This window comes from Chitinophaga varians (assembly GCF_012641275.1).
GTDB classification, from domain to species: Bacteria; Bacteroidota; Bacteroidia; order Chitinophagales; family Chitinophagaceae; genus Chitinophaga; species Chitinophaga varians_A.
Genome location: NZ_JABAIA010000001.1, coordinates 105,888 through 122,857, shown reverse-complemented (window position 1 = coordinate 122,857; position 16,970 = coordinate 105,888). Strand labels below are relative to the sequence as shown.

The following is a 16,970-nucleotide window of genomic DNA, read 5'->3' as shown; positions in this document are numbered from 1 at the left end:
CTACCATGATGGTTGATAGTTAATTAAGTGTCCATAACATGAAAATCTTTTAAACGTTACATAATTGTTACAGGTATAAGTGCTAGTGTGGCGTCACCGGTTTGGCGGTGATGGTACGCCCGTCCACTGTAAATTTTATGCGTTGGGTGGTTTCGAGGGCTTTGAGCAGGGCATCGGCATCTTCCCGGCGGGAGATCACGCCCGTGAGGTCAATGTCAGACACGTTGCCGTCATAAGCTACCTCTATATCGTACCAGCGGGCAAGCTGCCGCATGATGGTGCGGATGTTGGTGTTACGGAAGCGGAATTTACCTTCTTTCCAGGCGAGGGCCTGTTCAACATCAGCGGTACTGGTGGTAAAAGTGCCGCCATCAGGTTCAATACTGGCCTGATAGCCGGGTTTGAGCAGGCTTTGTTGGGTGCCGCGGGCCACCTTCACTGCGCCGTCCACGAGAGTGGTGCGGACCGCTTGTTCATCGGCGTAGGCCATTACGTTAAAACTGGTGCCCAGTACGGTGATGCTCATTTCTTCCATGCCGGGCGTGGTGACTTTTACCCGGAACGGTTTGTCAGCCTGTTGGGCCACTTCAAAATACACTTCTCCCGTAATCTCTACCAGTCGCTCGTTTCCGGTGAATGCCGCCGGGAAACGGATACTGCTGGCGGCGTTGAGCCATATTTTGCTGCCATCGGCCAGCGTAAGCTGGTATTGGCCGCCGCGTGGCGTGGCCACGGTATTGTACAAGGGCTGTTTATTGTCACCGTTGCCTTTATAGGTCAGCGCGCCGTTGGTGTTGCTGATCTGTGTATTGCCCTGTACGGCCAACGCGCCGGTGTTATTGCTGTCCAGCGTAATAGTGCTGTTGTCGGCCAGTATGAGCATGGCTTTGTTGCTGCCCGGCGCCAGTGGATTGGATTTCACCGCCGCGGCCATGGGCGCTTTCGTGGCAGGGCGGCGCATGAGGAACGCCACGCTGGTAATAATGCCGGCTGCCAGTACCGCTGCTGCGGCATAGGTCCAGCGTTTCCGGGCATAGGGGCCACGTACAGGCTGCAAGGGTGAAGTTTGCAGTACCTGTTGCAATAAAGCGGCCTTTTCTGCTTCCGGCCATTCCACTTCAGGGGCTGACTGCGCATGCAGGGTATGCAGGATATCAGCCTTGATTTCCTCCTCAAAAGCACCGCTGGCCACTGCCTGTTGCAGTTGTGCCAGCTCATCCGGGCTCAGCGGCTGATGCTTGTATTTTTCCAGTAATTGCCTGATTTCAGCGACGGTCATTATTGCGACTTTAGAAATGGTGACAGGGATAAAGACGAACGATGGAAACAAAAGGAGTATCCATCGTTAAAAAAAAATTAAATTTTTTGATTTACGATTCTGGATTTGGAGGATGCCTGGCAGCAACTTCCCCAAATCAAAAAATCCGAAAATCAAAAAATCCAGAAATGATTGAGCTGCTGTTTGATAATAGACCGTAAAGACCGCAGGGCCAGTTGTAATTGTTTTTTAACGGTGTGTACGGAGATATTAAGCTGATGGGAGATTTCTTCGTTGCTCAGCCCCTGTTTGCGGGCGAGATATATCTTTTTGCGCGCCGGCGGCAGCGAGTCGATGGCGTTATGCAGTATTTGCTGGTATTGGTGTTCCTGCACCACATGGTCCGTATCATTGGCATAGCCCGGGTCCTGCATCCCGAGATAGGCCATGGCCTTCTCTTTTACCAGCTGCCTGCGAAAGCTGTCATAGATATGGTTACGGGTCAGTATAAACAGATAGTCGGAAAAATCATCGACAGTGTCCAGCATCTCCCGTTTTAACCATACCCTCATAAAGATCTCCTGCACTACTTCGCTGGCGGCGGTGTGGTCTTTCAGATATAGCATAGCAGCGTTGAACACCTGTTGGCTGTAGGCGTTAAACATGCGCGTGTAGGCGGCCTCGTTACCTGCTGCTATCGCTGTCAGTTGCTCTCTTTCATCCGGGATAGATGACCTTGACAATATGTATCAGATTTTTTCTTCCGCCTAAATATAGGAAACAATTCGGAATCGGGGCCTTCCGGCCAAAAGCGGCCGCTAAACTATTTACCACTGCCGGCTGTTCTTAAAACAGTCACTGTATTCATCACATTTTAAATGATTTTGTATGAAGACACTGAAGGCATTCCGGCTCCTTTTGCTGCTGTTTGCACTTCCTGCACTATATGTGGCGGCACAGGACGAAGAGACCATCCTGAAAGCGGAAAGGGTGAAAAAGGAGAACCTGCCCCCGGAAATACTGGCAGATTTCCAGAAACGTTTTCCTAATGTCAGTCTGAACCAGATCATGAAGATACCGACAGGGTTATATAAGCGGGACTGGCAGGTGGACGAGGAGAATAAACCCAGTCTCCAGGACGAATATTACACCCTCAGCATGACCGGCGACAAGCTGGACATTGAAGCGTTGTATGATCGCAGCGGGCACCTGATCAGGGCCCGGGAAAGAGCGATAGACGCGAAACTGCCGGAAAGCATCGGCATGTACCTGGCCGATCACTATCCCGGCTACAAGGTGGTAAAAGATAAAGTCCACCAGTTGATCTCCCCCAAAAAAATAAAAGCGGAATGGGAAGTGATGGTGGTAAAAGACAATGATTTCAGACGCCTCTTTTTCGATAAAGACGGCAAATTCGTTAAAGAAAGAAAATGAGCGCTTTATTCAGAATTCTCATCAGGGACAGCAGCTGGCTGCTGATCATAGTCATCCAACTGCTGCCCCTCAGGGCCCAGGCACAAGGAGACCCGCTGCCTTCCTGGAACAGCGGCGCGGTAAAACAATCCATTATCCGGTTTGTATCAACCATCACCAATGAACAATCTACTCAATATGTCCCGCCGGAAGACCGTATTGCCACTTTCGACAATGACGGCACCCTCTGGGCGGAAAAACCGGTCATACAGGAACAGTTCGTAGTATACCGCATTATCCAGCTGATAAAACAAACTCCGGCGCTGCGCAACAAACAACCCTATAAAGCCGTGCTCGAGAAAAACAGGGCGTATTTTAAGACCATTGGCCGTAAAGGGCTGCTGGACCTGATGGACCTTACACATACAGGCATGACGGAAACCGATTTCCACGATGCCGTGGTGAAATTCTTCGCTGTGGTAAAACACCCCGTATTAGGCGTGCCGGTAGCGCAACTGGTGTATCAGCCGCAACTGGAGCTGCTGAACTACCTGCGCGATAACCAGTTTAAGGTCTATATCTGTTCCGGAGGAACGGTAGAGTTTATCCGGGCCATCTCCCAAAAATATTATGGTATCCCGCCGGAGCAGGTGATCGGCACCACGTTTCATTACACCTATGTGGACAGTGCCGGTGTGAATGACATCATGCGGCTGAAAGGCCTCAATCCATTAAACGATAAAAAGGAAAAGCCGGTCAATATACAGTATTACATCGGCAAACGCCCTATCCTGGCCTGCGGCAATGTGGGCGGCGGTGGGGATGTCAGCATGCTCCGTTTCTGCCAGGGCAACAAATACCCGTCCCTGCAACTGCTGGTGCATCATGATGATATAGAAAGGGAATTTGCCTATGAAGAAGATGACAACGAATCGTTGAACAATGCGCACCGCTATGGTTGGGGAGTTATCAGCATGAAGAACGACTGGCAGCATATATTTGTTGGTCCCACGCCCTGAAATGCCGCACCATACCTGATTCTGAAAAAAATGAGCTAATTTGGGCCGTCCTTACAACAGGATGGAAACAGTTATGTCAGGTATAAACAATCATCAATATTCACTCAGGACCGTACAGGTAACCCGCTACGTGACCCCTCTGCGGGAAGGCGGTTCCCTGCCTGCACTTACAGAAGCCGATGACGGTTTCCTGTATGTGCTGAAGTTCAGAGGCGCCGGTCAGGGCGTAAAAGCACTCATCGCAGAGCTGATAGGCGGGGAAGTGGCCCGGGCGCTGGGCCTTAAAGTGCCGGAAATCGTATTTGCCTCGCTGGACCAGGACTATGGCCGCAACGAAGGTGACGAGGAAATACAGGACCTGTTAAAGTCCAGCGTAGGACTGAACCTTGCGCTGCACTACCTCTCCGGCGCTATTACTTTCGATCCGGTGGTGACTACCATCGACGAAACCCTCGCCTCTAAAATAGTATGGCTCGACTGTCTGCTCACCAATGTGGACCGCACCGTCCGCAATACCAATATGCTGATGTGGAACCGGGAACTGTGGCTGATAGACCACGGCGCTTCGCTGTATTTCCATCATTCCTGGGACAACTGGGAAGAGCAGGCCACCCGGCCTTTCGCTAAAGTGAAAGACCATGTGTTGCTGCCACAGGCCACCCGGATCGCCGAGGTGGACAGCGCTTTCCGGGCCATTCTTACACCGGAGCGTATCCGTACCATTGTAGACCTGGTGCCGGAAGAGTGGCTGACCGGTCAGGAAGGTGTTTCCGCAGCGGAAAGACGCGAAGTATATGCACAGTTTTTAACCAGGAGGGTAGCCTCTTCCGAAATTTTTGTAAAAGAAGCAGTATATGCAAGATCAACACTTATATGAGTACGCCGTTATACGCGTAGTGCCACGGGTAGAGCGGGAAGAGTTTCTCAATGTAGGTGTCATGCTCTACTGTAAAAAACAGAAATTCCTGCAGATGCGTTATACGCTGGATGAATCCAGGCTGCGTGCCTTATGTCCGGCTATTGACATTGCCGAACTGGCGGGATATCTGTGCGCCATCGAAAAAATATGTGCCGGCGGCCCGCAGGGCGGCCCTATCGGTATGCTGGACCTGGCCTCCCGTTTCCGCTGGCTGACTGCCACCCGTAGCACTATTGTGCAAACGTCAAGGACCCATGGCGGCTTGTGCACAGATGCGGCCGCTACGTTACAGCGCCTGTATGAACAACTGGTGCTGTTATAATAATTACGAATTACGAATTACGAATTACGAATTACGAATTTGGGGCTTACTTACAGAGCGGTTATTTAACAACCTTTCCAAAAGCGGACTCTCAATTCGTAATTCGTAATTCGCAATTCGTAATTGGATTAATTATTGATGCCGTCTTGTTAAACCCAGTACGATGGCAGCAACCAGAACGGTTACAGCGCCTTCCCGTAAAAAGGCCGTCAAACCCACTGCGATAAAGAAAAAACCGGCCGCGAAAAAGGCGGCCGCGAAAAAGAAAGTGCCTGTTGCCGGCAGTTACAACGCATGGAAACAGTTTGAAGGACAGCAATATACCGGCATGAAAATCGGCCGGAGCCATAAATGGAACTACGATGCCGGAGTATGGCGTGAAACCAAGATCACGCCCGATTTATGGGAAATCTCCTACGATGTTGTCAAACGCCGCGCCGGCCATGCCCCGGAAGGGTCCGGGGTACCGGTGGGGACTGGTTATCACTGGTACATCGTCGCCAACCAGCAAGTAGACAAAATTAACGCCGACGACTATACGACAAAAATGTCCGGTTTTAAATTCAAGTTAGCTCATAAGCGCGCTTCCAAAAATAAGTGGAGCGCTTCTCTCGCCAACCAGCGTAAACGCATGATCAGTTTTCTGCAAGATATGATCACCCAGCTGAAAGCCGCTTCCACAAGACTGGAATTTTCCTATAAGGGCACTGACTATGAAGGAGAGGCCATCCCGGTGATGGAAACCTGTAAGGAAGGGGATTGTGTGGAGTGGGACATCTACCTGAACGAGGAAAGCAAGGGTATTATCCGGAAGATGAAAAGCGGCTGGAAAATGAATGGGGTAACAGACAAGGGACTGATCAAAGCTATTGCCGGCATATTGGAATCAGAAGGAGGCTGATTCCACCAGTTCCAGTTGCAGCTTCAGTTTAGCGGCAATTTCAGGACCTTCAAAACCGATGTTGCTGAAACGGATATTGCCTTTGGCATCTATGATGTAGGTAGCCGGGATAATATTGAAACGGAATTTCTCTCCCACATCGGGATCGGTGTTGTAATATACCGGGAAGGTATATTTTTTATGGCCGTACCAGCCCTGTGCATCAGCGAGGGTATTGCGTGCGCCGCTGTTGACCACCATAAACACCACTTTGGGATTGTCTTTGTAAGCCTCGTACAACTGTTGCAGGTAGGGCATTTCCTGCATACAGGGGCCGCACCAGGTGGCCCAGAAATCAATCAGTATAATTTTATCTTTCAGCGCGGCGGGTGATACCGGCTGGCCTTTCATGTCCACGAAAGCCTGCAGGGAAGGGGCCGGGCGGCTGATCAGCTGGCGCCGTGCTTTATCGAGCAGTATTTTCTCCCGCAGCTGTTGCACGGTTTTCAGCTTTTCCTGGTTGCCGGTTTGGGTGTAGAAAAGCGTGGCGTTGTTGAGCGTTTCATTGTCCGGAGAGATGATCAGGGCGCTGTCTGTCAGCTGTGCGCCTTCGTGCAGGCGTGCCTGTTGGAGGTCTATTAAGCCCTGCAGGGAAAGGAGATTGGCTTGTGCCTTCCGGGTTACGGCCTGGCGGGTGCTGTCATCGACAAACGGGTAGATGTAGCCTGTTTCCGGGAAGTACCGGATGATGCCGGCCGGAAAACTGTCGGCCTGTGCCAGCGCCAGCTTTGCATAGTAACGGGCGGTATCGGGCGCCAGCCGGTTGCTTTGCAGCGTGGTGGCCAGTTCTTTCAGCGTTTGTGCTGTCCAGGGATTGCGGCGTTGACTGGCTACCTTACGGGCATGGTACAACGTTTTTTCGGTCTGTCGTTGTGCGGCATACAGTTGGAACAGTTGTTCATGAATGCCCGTATAGGCGTTGGCGTTTTGCGGTGTTTCTTTTTGCAGGGCCTGTTCCAGCAGTTTTATCCGGGTGGCGGTATCTTTCTCTTTGCGGATATTGGAGGCCAGTTGTTCTATGCCGGGTTCGCTGCCGGGGAAGCGTTTCATCACTACCTGGCGGATGGAGTCTACCCGGGTGTTTTCACCGATAATGAGATAGCCCATGGTCACCTTGTTGAGGTTACCGGGGTTGGAGGGGGCGTTGTTAAATTTTTGTGCGATCACCTGTAATGCCTGCTGGCGGAATATTTCCCTGGTTTTGGCATCAGGGGCGTGCTGCATGTTGTATTGCAGCAGGCGTACTTTCGCTTCGTAGTTACCGGGGTACAGGTCCAGCTCCTGTTGATACAGGGAGGCCTGTGCGGCGGCGAGCCCGGGTGACTTGCCTTTCTGTGCAGACAGACTATAGGCTTTGTACAGCAGCCCGTTTTCCACCGGCTGATGGCCGGCGTATACGGTGACTGCGTAGTGGCTATCTGCTGCGGGCTTGTCGATGAGCTCACCGCTTTCCAGGTAAAAGGTAGCATAGGTGGCAAAACCTGCCAGGCGGAAGGAGGTCGTCCACTTGTGGCCCTGTCGGTGCATGGGTATTCTGGTGGCTACATCATAAAAATTAGAGTAGGAGAATACCAGCGTGACACCGGATACGCTGTCAGGGATAACAGCTGTCGGTGACTGTGGGTCGTATGTGACCGTGACAACATCACCGCGCTGCGGGTATTGCGGCGCGATGGCGACCCGTTGCTGTGACCGGGCGCTGTTAGCAGCGCCGGTCATCAACAGCAGGAACAATATGGCAAATGAAAAAATACGCATCATTAGTATCCCGGGTTTTGAGTGAGGTTGGGATTGGTGCTGGTGGCGTCTACAGGGATGGGATACAGGGTGTCTGTATCCTGCCAGTTGGCGCCTTTAATGGGTTTCAGCACAACGGAAGATTGTTTGGTCCGTTTCAGGTCAAACCAGCGGTGGCCCCATTCGGTGAACAGTTCCAGGTGTCTTTCTTTGGCCACGGCTTTCAGCAGGTCGTCTTTGCTGAGCGTATTGGACAATACGGGAATGCCTGCACGAACACGGATGGCGTTCAGGTCGGCGCGGCCTTCGTCCAGTTTCCCTTGCTGGATGCGGGCTTCGGCGCGGATGAGGTATTGTTCGGCGAGGCGCATCACCATGGAGTATTCGGTCACTACGCCCAGGGTGCCTACTCTGATTTTATACTTATAGGGAAAATAGTAGGTAGCGCCGGTAGACGTTTTGCGGAAGCCGGTCCAGTTGGCCAGTCGTTGATCGTTGGGTTCGAAGCGGCGGATAAAATTTAAGGTGTCCAGCCGGAACACCGCGGTGGCTGTGGCATTGGCGGGAGCGGCGGTGAAGCCTTCCCAGGTATTGCGGCCACTTGCCACGTTCACAGGTTGCAACTGAAAAATAGCTTCTCCGCTGTTGGCGAGAAATACTTTGTTCAGGTCTGTCAGCAGGGAATATTTGTTGTCTGCTATCACCTGGCCCGCGGTAGCTTCTGCCAGGGCCCATTGTTGGTTGTACAGATATACCCTTGCCAGCAGGGCGTTGGCGGCAGCTTTATTGGGGCGTACCCGTGTGCCTGTCGGATAATCGTTGCCCATCAGGGACACGGCATCAGTCAGGTCTTTGATGATGTTATCATAAACGGCGGCCCTTGTTGCACGTGGTTTGAGGCCGTTCTCTTCGTAGTTGGTAGTGGTGATCAACGGTACATCACCATACATATTGACCAGGTGAAAATAGAAGAAGGCACGCATAAAGTAAGACTCGCCCAACAATTGGTTTTTAATATTGGGAGAGAGGGCGGTGGCTTTCTGTAATCCTTCCAGGCAGGCGTTAGTATGATAAATAAAACCATACTGGTCGGCAAACATGCTCTTTACATACTGGCTGCTGGGCACCAGTCTGTTGTCCTTAAAAACGTCGTAGTTCTCGAATGCTGAGAAATAATACATTTCATCGGCCTGCATGGCTGATAAAAAGCTGAGCAGCACATTGGCAAACTGATAATTGAAGCCGTTCATATCGGTGTACAGGCCTGTTACCGCCGCAGTAGCAGTTTTATCGTCAGTGAACACCAGTTCGGACACCAGCTCGTTTTTCGGCAGGGGAGTGTCTACATACTTATTACAAGCCATAGTGGCGGTGATGGCGAGTAAGGTGATATATATATAAATGCGTTTCATGTCAGTTTATTTTATCAGAGTGACAATTGTAATCCTATGGTATATGTTTTCAACGGAGGCATCATTCTGCCTTGTGTTTCAGGATCATAACCTTCATATCCGGTAATGGTGAACAGGTTCTGTGCGAGGCCATAAACGCTGGCGCCGGCCAGTTTCCATTTTTGTACATATTTGGAAAGGTCATAACGCAGGGAGAGGTTTTTCAACCGGATAAACGAAGCATCGCCCCACTGTTCGGTAGAGATGGCGTAGCTGCGGAAGTTGGCGGCGCCGGAGCCTACTGTGGCTTTGGGTACGCCGGCATTGTTTCCTGCTGCCGTCCACCGGTCAAGCGCGTACAAGCTCTGGTTGCTGGCGGAACCGATATATGGAATGCCATAACCATAGTTGAAAGAAGTGCCTTCCTGTTTCACGAACTGGAAGAGGAACTGCAGGCTGATGCCTTTATAGGAAAAACTGTTTTGCAGGCCACCGAAGAACTTCGGCAACTTGTTGCCCAGGATTACAAAATCATCCGGTTCAGATGGGGTGGTGGTAGTGCCGCCTTTGGCGCTCTGGAAGAGGGCGAGACCGGTTTGCGGGTCAATGCCGGCAAACTGGAACCCTTTCTGAATGGTCAGTGGTTTACCGATCACCATTAGATCTTTATAGGAAGAAGCTTCGATATTGGGAAATTCCTTCAGTTCATTTTTGTTGATGGACATATTGAAGGACGTACGCCAGGTGAAATCTTTTTGTTGGATATTGATGGTGTTTACTTCAAATTCCCATCCGCTGTTGAGCACTTTCGCCGGGAAGTTGCGGGTGACGGAAGGAAAGCCTGTCTGTGGAGACAGTTTATAGTCCAGTAACTGGTTCTCAGAGACATTATGGTAATAGTTGGTATTGATCAGCAGCCGGTCATTGAAGAAGCCCAGTTCCAGGGCCGCTTCTTTTTTATGGCTTAGTTCCCAGCGGTAGTTGGGATTGGCCAGCCTGGAAGGGGTGAGCCCTGTAATGCCATCGTAGGGGAAAGAGGTGGATGTCCAGCTGTCGAGGTATTTATAGTCGCCGATATTATCATTGCCGGAAGTACCGATGCTGGCGCGCAGTTTACCGAAGCTAAGCACAGACCCTTTGGGCATGAAGGATTCTTTACTGAAAATCCACGCGGCGCCTACTGCTCCGAAGTTGCCGAAGCGGTTGCCCGGGCCGAAGCGGGTGGAGCCATCGCGACGGAACGTAGCGTTGACCAGGTATTTTTCGTCCCAGTTATAGTTCACTTTACCAAATACCGCGTTATAACGGTAAAGGGCGTACGTATTGGATTTGGAAGTCAGTTTGGCGGCGGCGTTCATATTTTCCAGCATGGCGTCGCTGGAATAACCTTCGCCCACCACCCAGTTGCCTTTGCGGAGCGCTTCCTGCCAGCTGCCGCCAACGAGCACCTGCAGGTCGCCTTTACCAATATGGGTGGTATAGTCGATCTGCGGTTCAATGATATAGGTATTGGCCTGCGTATTGCCGTAATTAGCCATACTGGTAGTGGTGGTATTGGGGTTGTTGCTTTTCAGCGGTACCAGCTGCGTTTGTTGCATATCGCTGCGGGTATAGCCTACGTTGGCTTTCAGGTTAAGGCCCGGCAACAGGGTGTAACGGATGTCCGTTTGTGCCACCAGGTTATTGGTGCGCGTGTCGGAGCTACGCAGCAGGAAAGCCATCGGGTTAAGGCCGTCGGGTCTCCAGTAGTAGTTGCCGGTGGAGTCATAGACCGGATAGTTAGGGATCATGTCGGTGAAACCGGCCAGGCTGGCGGCGATGGAATTATCGCGCAGCGTGGAGTAGTTGGCGACAGCGCCTATATGAAACCGGCCGTCTTTATTGCTATGGTCTATGCTGAAGCTGCCCGCGCCTTTGGTGAAGCCGAGGTTATTGGGCATGACGGTGGTCTCTTTGCGGAAGGTGCCGCCCAGCCTGAACTGCGTTTGGGTATTGCCACCGGACACACTGCCTTGCGCTTCCGTGAGGTGACCGGTATTGCCGATCATCAGCTTTTGCCAGTCGGTGGTTTTCTGTTGGTCCCAGATCGTCAGATCGGGTGCTGTTTCCGCATCGTAGGTTTTGTTATCATTTTTAAAGGCTTCCTTACGCATCTGTACGTACTGCGGGGTGGAGAGCATGTCTACCATGTTCACTACCTTGCTGGCGCCGGTATAAACATTGAACTCCGTCTTTGTTTTACCGGCTTTCCCGCGTTTGGTAGTAATGAGCACCACGCCGTTGGCGCCCCTGGAGCCATAGATGGAGGTAGCGTCTGCATCTTTCAATACATCGATCCGTTCTATGTCGGCGGGGTTAATGGATGCCAGCGGGCTTTGATTGCCGTTGGCGGAGGTGAACTCATTGAGGGGGTCTGTGATGAAAGGCACGCCATCGATGATGAACAGCGGCTGGTTGGCTTGTAATACTGAATTCTGGCCTCTGATGCTGATGTTAAAAGCCGAGCCGGGCAGCCCGTTGCTGGAAGTGACAAGCAGGCCGGGCACATTGGCCTGTAAAGCAGACAGCGGGTCCATTACCGGGTTAGCGGCAATATCACCGGCTTTTACACTGCTGACAGAACCGGTATTAAATCTTTTGCTGGTGGTGCCATAGGCAATGACCACCGTTTCGTTCAGTGCGTTCACAGCGGGCTGTAGTTCAACCGGTATAGTGCTGCTGTTGCCAACGGTAATTTCTTTCGGTTCAAATCCTACATAGGTGATCACCAGCACATCGCCCGCATGGGCTTTGATGCTGAATTTGCCATCCGCATCGGTGATGGTACCGGTGCTGGTACCTTTTACCTTGACCGTTACGCCTGGCAGGGACACGCCGGCGGCGTCTTTCACGGTGCCGGTCACGGGCGCCTGTACGGCAGGTGCGTTGACAGGCAGGTCGCGCCGTTTAATGAAAACGGTTTTGTCTTTGATCGTGTAGTCCAGTGGCTGGTCTTTAAACACTTCGGTCAGGAAATCCTGCAGCGGCTGTTGTTGGGCCTGGATGCTGACCGGCCGGGTGCTGCGTAGCAGCGTCCGGTCGTAAAAAAAGAGGTAGCCGGTCTGTTTTTTAACAGCCGTAAACACATTTTCCATGGAGATGTTGCGCGCAGAAAGCGACACCGTCTGCGCAGAAGCGCCGGCAGAAACCTTTAGTGTGGCCGCAATCAGTAACATCACTGTTAATCTCATTGTTAGTGCAATTTTGGTTGGTAAAGACCCCGGTATAGAAAGAGTCTTTGCATAAAGATTCAATTGCATAGATTTGCATTGTTTGGATGTAAAAAATCAGTATTTAAGTCGTCAAGCTTAATAATGACAGTCTTCGTCCGGACATTCGCCGGGGGTGGGTCCAATCACCTCCGGTTTTTTTATGGACGGACTGCCGGTTTTAGGTCAGTGTAAGCGCATATAGCTGATAGATGGCTGGTTTCGTTCGTTGTGAATCATGACAATTTATGGTTGTACAATAATGTTTCTTCCTTTCATATGAAAACGGATGCCTGTTGACTGAAGGCCTTCCAGTATGTCTTCCAGTGGCAGGTTGCGTTGTATTTCGCCCTGGAAGGTGCGGACGGGGATACTGCCCTCGTATACCGCATGTACGTCGTACCATCTTTCCAGTTGCCGCATGATGGCGGGTATATCTGCATTGTTGAAATAGAACTCCCCGTTCTTCCAGGCGATGGCGGCGGCGGTGTCCGTTGGGCTGACTACTATGTTGCCATTGGTGATCTGTGCCTGTTGCCCGGGGGCAAGGGTGCGGGAAGTGTTACCGGTGTTGACTTTTACCGCGCCGCTCACCAGGGTGGTGCGGATGGTGTTTTCGTTGGCATAGGCGCTGATGCAGAAGCTGGTGCCCAGTACGTCTACGGTGGTGTGGTCATTGATTTTGACCTGGAATGGATGGTTGGCTTTTGATGTTACTTCCAGGTAAGCTTCACCGGTGATGCTTACCTGTCTGTTGCCTTCGCGGAAGGCGGTGGGGTAGGTGATGGAAGAAGCGGCGTTGAGCCATACGGCGGTGCCATCGGGGAGTATTACCCTGAACTGGCCGCCACGGGGAGTAGTCAGTGTATTCAGTGCCGGCGCTGCGTCCGGGTTTTGTATATCATAGCGGAGTTGCCCGTTCTGTTGGTGGATGCTGGCTGCGCCCTGTGCAATCACCTGCCTGCCGGCGCTGTCCAGCTGTATGGTGGAGCCGTCGGCCAATGTGAGCACGGCTTTGCTGGTGCCGGGCAGCACGGGCGTTTGTTGCTGTTGCTGTTGGGCAACCGGTGCAGCAGGACGGGAACGCTGGACATACCAGGCGGTGCCTGCCAGCAAAACCACCGCTGCGGCGGCGCTCCAGTGGCGCCATGTCAGCCGGAAGGTTTTGCGTGGTGCACGTTCAAAGTTGGCATCGGTCAGGTGTTTGGCCCGAAAGGCCTCCCACGCGGTATTGACATCAGGTTGGGAATAACTTTGCAGTTTGCTGGCCAGCCATTGGGTGTCGTTCCATTGTTCCATAAAACGACGGTTCTCCGGTGTGGCATCCAGCCATGCGCGCAGCTCTTCGGCTTCACTGGCGGTGAGCTGGTCCTGCTGGTGCCGGCTGATCAGGTAGGCGACCCGTTGTAAAAAGGTAGTTGGTTGTTGGCTGTCAGGTACTCCCAAAGTTGATGTTTTACTATAGAAACAACAACTTGATAGTTTCGATGAAAGGAAAAGATAAAAATTTTGGAATTTTTTTTAAATAAATGGATAACTGTTTGAACATAAGCGTTTAAAACTCCACGGTTACGTCCAACGCCTCTGCCCATTGTTGCAGCTGCGGGACGTTGGCCACCGGCATGCAGGCCAGCAGGTAGTTGCCCATGCCGGCGTTTACCCTAACCAGTATGGCGCCATGCGGCTGCAGCTCGGCGTTCACAAAATGCAGGTACTCGTCGCTGACCGGATTTTCTGCATAAGGTGGCGGCGTTGCAAAGCTGGTATTCCAGTAAAGCTGCCCTATTTCGTTCAGTTTGTGTATCTCCGCTGAGACAGGCTTTTTGTAAGAAAGTTCCGCGATCAGCCCATGCTCCAGCAGGCTGTCCAGCAGGGAAACAGGCAGGGTGGCGTCGGGGGCCTCGTCCAGCCCGCGCAGCTCACTGTCTTCGGAATAACGGCTATGGATATACGTGTAAGGATATTCCGCCGCCAGCATCACCCGTTGGAAGATAGCGGTAGCTACCGGCGTAAAATTATCGGTGTCATTGGCAGGATTAAACAGCCAGATGAGCCGCCACAGTTGTTCTTTGTCAATCTCTTTTTTGTAATACCCGTTCCAGGTGGTTTTAGCGCTAACGACGGAGCGGGCTTTGTTGAAGTAACGGAATAACTGCTGCCCTGCTTCAGTGGTGACATCGGTGATCTCTTTAAACTCGTTTTCGGCCACTTCTTCATAAAAAGACAAGGGCTTCCCCGGTGCAGTGGAAATAAAAAAAGCACGTCCTTCTTCTTCATTGCTCATATAGAGCGTGTCCAGTTTCCAGTCTTCCGGCCTGTCGCCGTACCGGCTAAAACGCAGTGCCCATGCCTTTTGCGTGACCGTCAGGAAGTCAAGCCCCGGTGCAAACAGCGGGTTATGCAGCAGCTGGTAAAAATCATCTGAAGAAATGCTGGTGCGTACCAGGTCCAGTTTGAAGACAGGTGTCCCTTCTTCAATCAGCCGTATCAGTTCCGCATTGCCCGCAAAAAGGTAGCCGTCTTCCAGCAGCTGAGCGGCCATTTCCGGCAGCAGCACATCGTGCCAGCTGGTATAGTCCGGTGTGGTGATCTGCTCATCCGGCCCAAAGGTGATGGCATTTACCCTGCCCTGTACAATGGTCTGGTGGTCGTCTTCTATCCACAGGCGGGCATGCAGGTCGCCGCCGATGGTCACCTCGCCGTGATTGTAATACCCGATGAAAGTTTGCTGCACGGTGACGTTGCCTTCTACATGTATGGGAACGCAGCCGGCAATGAGGTTGCGGCAGGTGAGGTCACCATCTACCCAAAGAAAGCAGGCGTAGGTGTCCGGTTCATAATCGATGATGGAATTGTCCACCTGTAAGTTGCCCCGGAAAATCATTCCGGCGATATCCTGTTCCACATAAATATTGTACAGGTCCAGTAGTTGGGCGGAGTGTACATCTTCTTCAAAAATCAGCACTTTCAGCCCGGGAACTTCTTCGGAAAGGAATTCAAAATCGTAGGAGAGGCTGGCTGTCAGCCCTTGCCGGATAGCGTCATCCAGCGTCAGTGTAATGGGTTTAACGTTCTCGAACATTGGTTTTATCCTTTATAGTCATAGTATCTCAACAGCGTGAGGTAAAGTGGCAACAACGGCAGCACCTGTTTTTTCAGCACGCTGCTGCGCAGCAGTTTGATGGCGCGTAGTTTTTGGGTCCGTACGGTATTATAGGAGATATTAAGCGCGGTGGCAATCTCTTCATTTTTGCGGCCTTCCAGGTAACCCATTTTAAAGACCCGCTTGCATTGGGCGGGTAGTTGCTCAATGGCGGCATACAGGTGCTGCAGCAGCTCTGTTTCAGCCAGCAGCGGATCGAAGCCGGCAGGAAGGGGAGTGGTCTGGCCATCCTGATGGTACAGGAATTCCTGTTCCCGTTCTGTCAGCCTGTTTTGTTGTTTCAGGTAATTCAGGCAGGCATTTCGCGTGGAGATGAACAGAAATGCTTTGATACTGGCGGTGCTTTGAAAATCGCCGCGCTTGTCCCATAGTTTGGAAAAAGCCTCCTGTACCAGGTCTTCTGCTGCATGTGTGTGAGAAATGATGGAACCGGCAAAATAACACAGGGCTTTATAGTGCCAGTCGAACAGCTGACGGAACACCTGATGGTCTCCTGCCGCCAGTTGCGCTATAAATGCATCCTCTGTATAATTGTTATGCTGTTCGCTCATCCCTGTGCCGCTGAAATAATTGAACCATAAAAATACCAAATCAATTACGAATTACGAATTACGAATTACGAATTACGAAGGCGGCACTATATCTTTATCCTATTCAATCCATCCAATTCAATCCAATTCGTAATTCGTAATTCGTAATTCGTAATTGATCATGCGTTTTTGGCTCTTATGCTGTCTGATGGCCTGTGTGGCCTGCACTTCCCGTCCGTATACCGTCATCAACAAAGGTATCGGCGGCAACAGTACTTCCGACCTGCTGGCGAGGGTGGAGAAAGATGTAGTGGCGCTCAGACCTGATCTGGTGATCATGATGGCAGGGACCAATGATATGGTCAATTCGCAGAAACTGGTGCCGTTTGTGCAGTATGCAGCACAATACCGGCAATTGGTGCGGCGTGTCCGCCAAAGCGGTGCTGCTGTGGTGCTGGTAACTCCTCTGCCTGTAGATACCGGATACCTTTTTATGCGCCACCAGCGCGGGTTGTACGATATGGACCCTAACCGCCGGATAGACAGTGCCCGGGCGGTGGTACAGGGAATAGCCGCTACGGAGCGGGTGTACTGTCTCGATCTGCACCAGGTTTTTGTGGACCGTGGTGAGCCAGGCAGAACGGCCGCTTCCCTGATTGTCAATGCGGCCAATATGGGCCGGGAAGACGGGGTACATCCTACTGCTGCCGGCTATCAGCTCATCGCGGCTGAACTGTATGCCTATTTGAAGGCGCATCGCCTGTTGCGCCGCAATCACCGCATCCTCTGTTTTGGTGATAGTATTACCTACGGCGCGTTTATGGACGGCGCAGGTACTGACAGCGGAGATACTTATCCCGCGGTCTTAAAGCGGTTGTTAGACCATTCTTTAAAATGATTTTGGGAGAGACCTTAGCGCGTCCGTGACCCTTGTTAGCCATGGTGGCTGGTGATTATGTGCCGGTCTTCTATACTTTTTATATCCTGCAATGTTTGCTTGATAAATTTAAAGTCCCTTCCAGTCTGTGTT

The 16,970-nt window shown here is 51.7% G+C and carries 14 protein-coding genes; 6 read left to right on the top strand and 8 right to left on the bottom strand.

Features of this window, described 5'->3' with window-relative positions; genetic code table 11:
• Positions 1-82 precede the first annotated feature (82 nt).
• Both HGH92_RS00470 and HGH92_RS00465 read right to left on the bottom strand, forming a co-directional pair.
• Positions 83-1,279: a FecR family protein gene (locus HGH92_RS00470; protein WP_168868814.1), complete on the bottom strand. Its 1,197-nt coding sequence runs from the start codon at positions 1,277-1,279 to the stop codon at positions 83-85.
• 152 nt (positions 1,280-1,431) lie between these two features.
• A complete protein-coding gene (locus HGH92_RS00465; protein WP_168868813.1) occupies positions 1,432-2,001 on the bottom strand; it encodes an RNA polymerase sigma factor in 570 nt (189 codons plus the stop codon).
• Between the two features lie 145 nt (positions 2,002-2,146).
• Between HGH92_RS00465 and HGH92_RS00460 the strand changes: the two genes are divergently transcribed.
• From HGH92_RS00460 to HGH92_RS00440, 5 genes are all read left to right on the top strand, one after another.
• Positions 2,147-2,692 carry a hypothetical protein gene (locus tag HGH92_RS00460; RefSeq protein ID WP_168868812.1) on the top strand — a complete coding sequence of 182 codons (546 nt, stop codon included), beginning with the start codon at positions 2,147-2,149 and terminating at the stop codon, positions 2,690-2,692.
• The gene (locus HGH92_RS00455) at positions 2,689-3,690 is read left to right on the top strand and encodes an HAD family hydrolase (RefSeq protein WP_168868811.1); all 1,002 of its coding nucleotides are present in this window, start codon (positions 2,689-2,691) and stop codon (positions 3,688-3,690) included. Before HGH92_RS00460 ends, HGH92_RS00455 begins: the two co-directional genes overlap by 4 nt.
• Before the next feature lie 73 nt (positions 3,691-3,763).
• A complete protein-coding gene (locus HGH92_RS00450; RefSeq protein WP_168868810.1) occupies positions 3,764-4,567 on the top strand; it encodes a HipA family kinase in 804 nt (267 codons plus the stop codon).
• On the top strand, positions 4,545-4,931 hold the full coding sequence (locus HGH92_RS00445) for a DUF3037 domain-containing protein (protein WP_168868809.1): 387 nt from the start codon (positions 4,545-4,547) through the stop codon (positions 4,929-4,931). The genes HGH92_RS00450 and HGH92_RS00445 overlap by 23 nt, the downstream gene beginning before the upstream one ends.
• Before the next feature lie 163 nt (positions 4,932-5,094).
• Complete coding sequence (locus HGH92_RS00440; RefSeq protein ID WP_211092499.1) at positions 5,095-5,832, top strand: hypothetical protein; 738 nt, start codon at positions 5,095-5,097, stop codon at positions 5,830-5,832.
• Here the strand turns inward: HGH92_RS00440 and HGH92_RS00435 are convergent.
• From HGH92_RS00435 to HGH92_RS00410, 6 genes are all read right to left on the bottom strand, one after another.
• Positions 5,818-7,632, bottom strand: coding sequence for a redoxin domain-containing protein (locus HGH92_RS00435; protein ID WP_168868808.1), 1,815 nt, complete (start codon positions 7,630-7,632; stop codon positions 5,818-5,820). The genes HGH92_RS00440 and HGH92_RS00435 overlap by 15 nt on opposite strands.
• Positions 7,632-9,020 (bottom strand): RagB/SusD family nutrient uptake outer membrane protein, encoded by a 1,389-nt coding sequence (locus HGH92_RS00430; protein WP_168868807.1) that lies wholly within the window; start codon positions 9,018-9,020, stop codon positions 7,632-7,634. Before HGH92_RS00430 ends, HGH92_RS00435 begins: the two co-directional genes overlap by 1 nt.
• Before the next feature lie 14 nt (positions 9,021-9,034).
• Entirely contained in the window at positions 9,035-12,229 is a 3,195-nt protein-coding gene (locus HGH92_RS00425; RefSeq protein WP_168868806.1) for a TonB-dependent receptor, read from the bottom strand.
• Between the two features lie 264 nt (positions 12,230-12,493).
• Positions 12,494-13,693: a FecR family protein gene (locus HGH92_RS00420; RefSeq protein ID WP_168868805.1), complete on the bottom strand. Its 1,200-nt coding sequence runs from the start codon at positions 13,691-13,693 to the stop codon at positions 12,494-12,496.
• Between the two features lie 109 nt (positions 13,694-13,802).
• A complete protein-coding gene (locus tag HGH92_RS00415; RefSeq protein WP_168868804.1) occupies positions 13,803-15,329 on the bottom strand; it encodes a hypothetical protein in 1,527 nt (508 codons plus the stop codon).
• Positions 15,330-15,334: 5 nt separating this feature from the next.
• Positions 15,335-16,000, bottom strand: coding sequence for an RNA polymerase sigma factor (locus HGH92_RS00410; protein ID WP_168868803.1), 666 nt, complete (start codon positions 15,998-16,000; stop codon positions 15,335-15,337).
• 121 nt (positions 16,001-16,121) lie between these two features.
• Here HGH92_RS00410 and HGH92_RS00405 point away from each other — a divergent pair, with 121 nt between their 5' ends.
• Complete coding sequence (locus HGH92_RS00405) at positions 16,122-16,838, top strand: SGNH/GDSL hydrolase family protein (RefSeq protein ID WP_168868802.1); 717 nt, start codon at positions 16,122-16,124, stop codon at positions 16,836-16,838.
• The last annotated feature ends 132 nt before the right edge of the window (positions 16,839-16,970 follow it).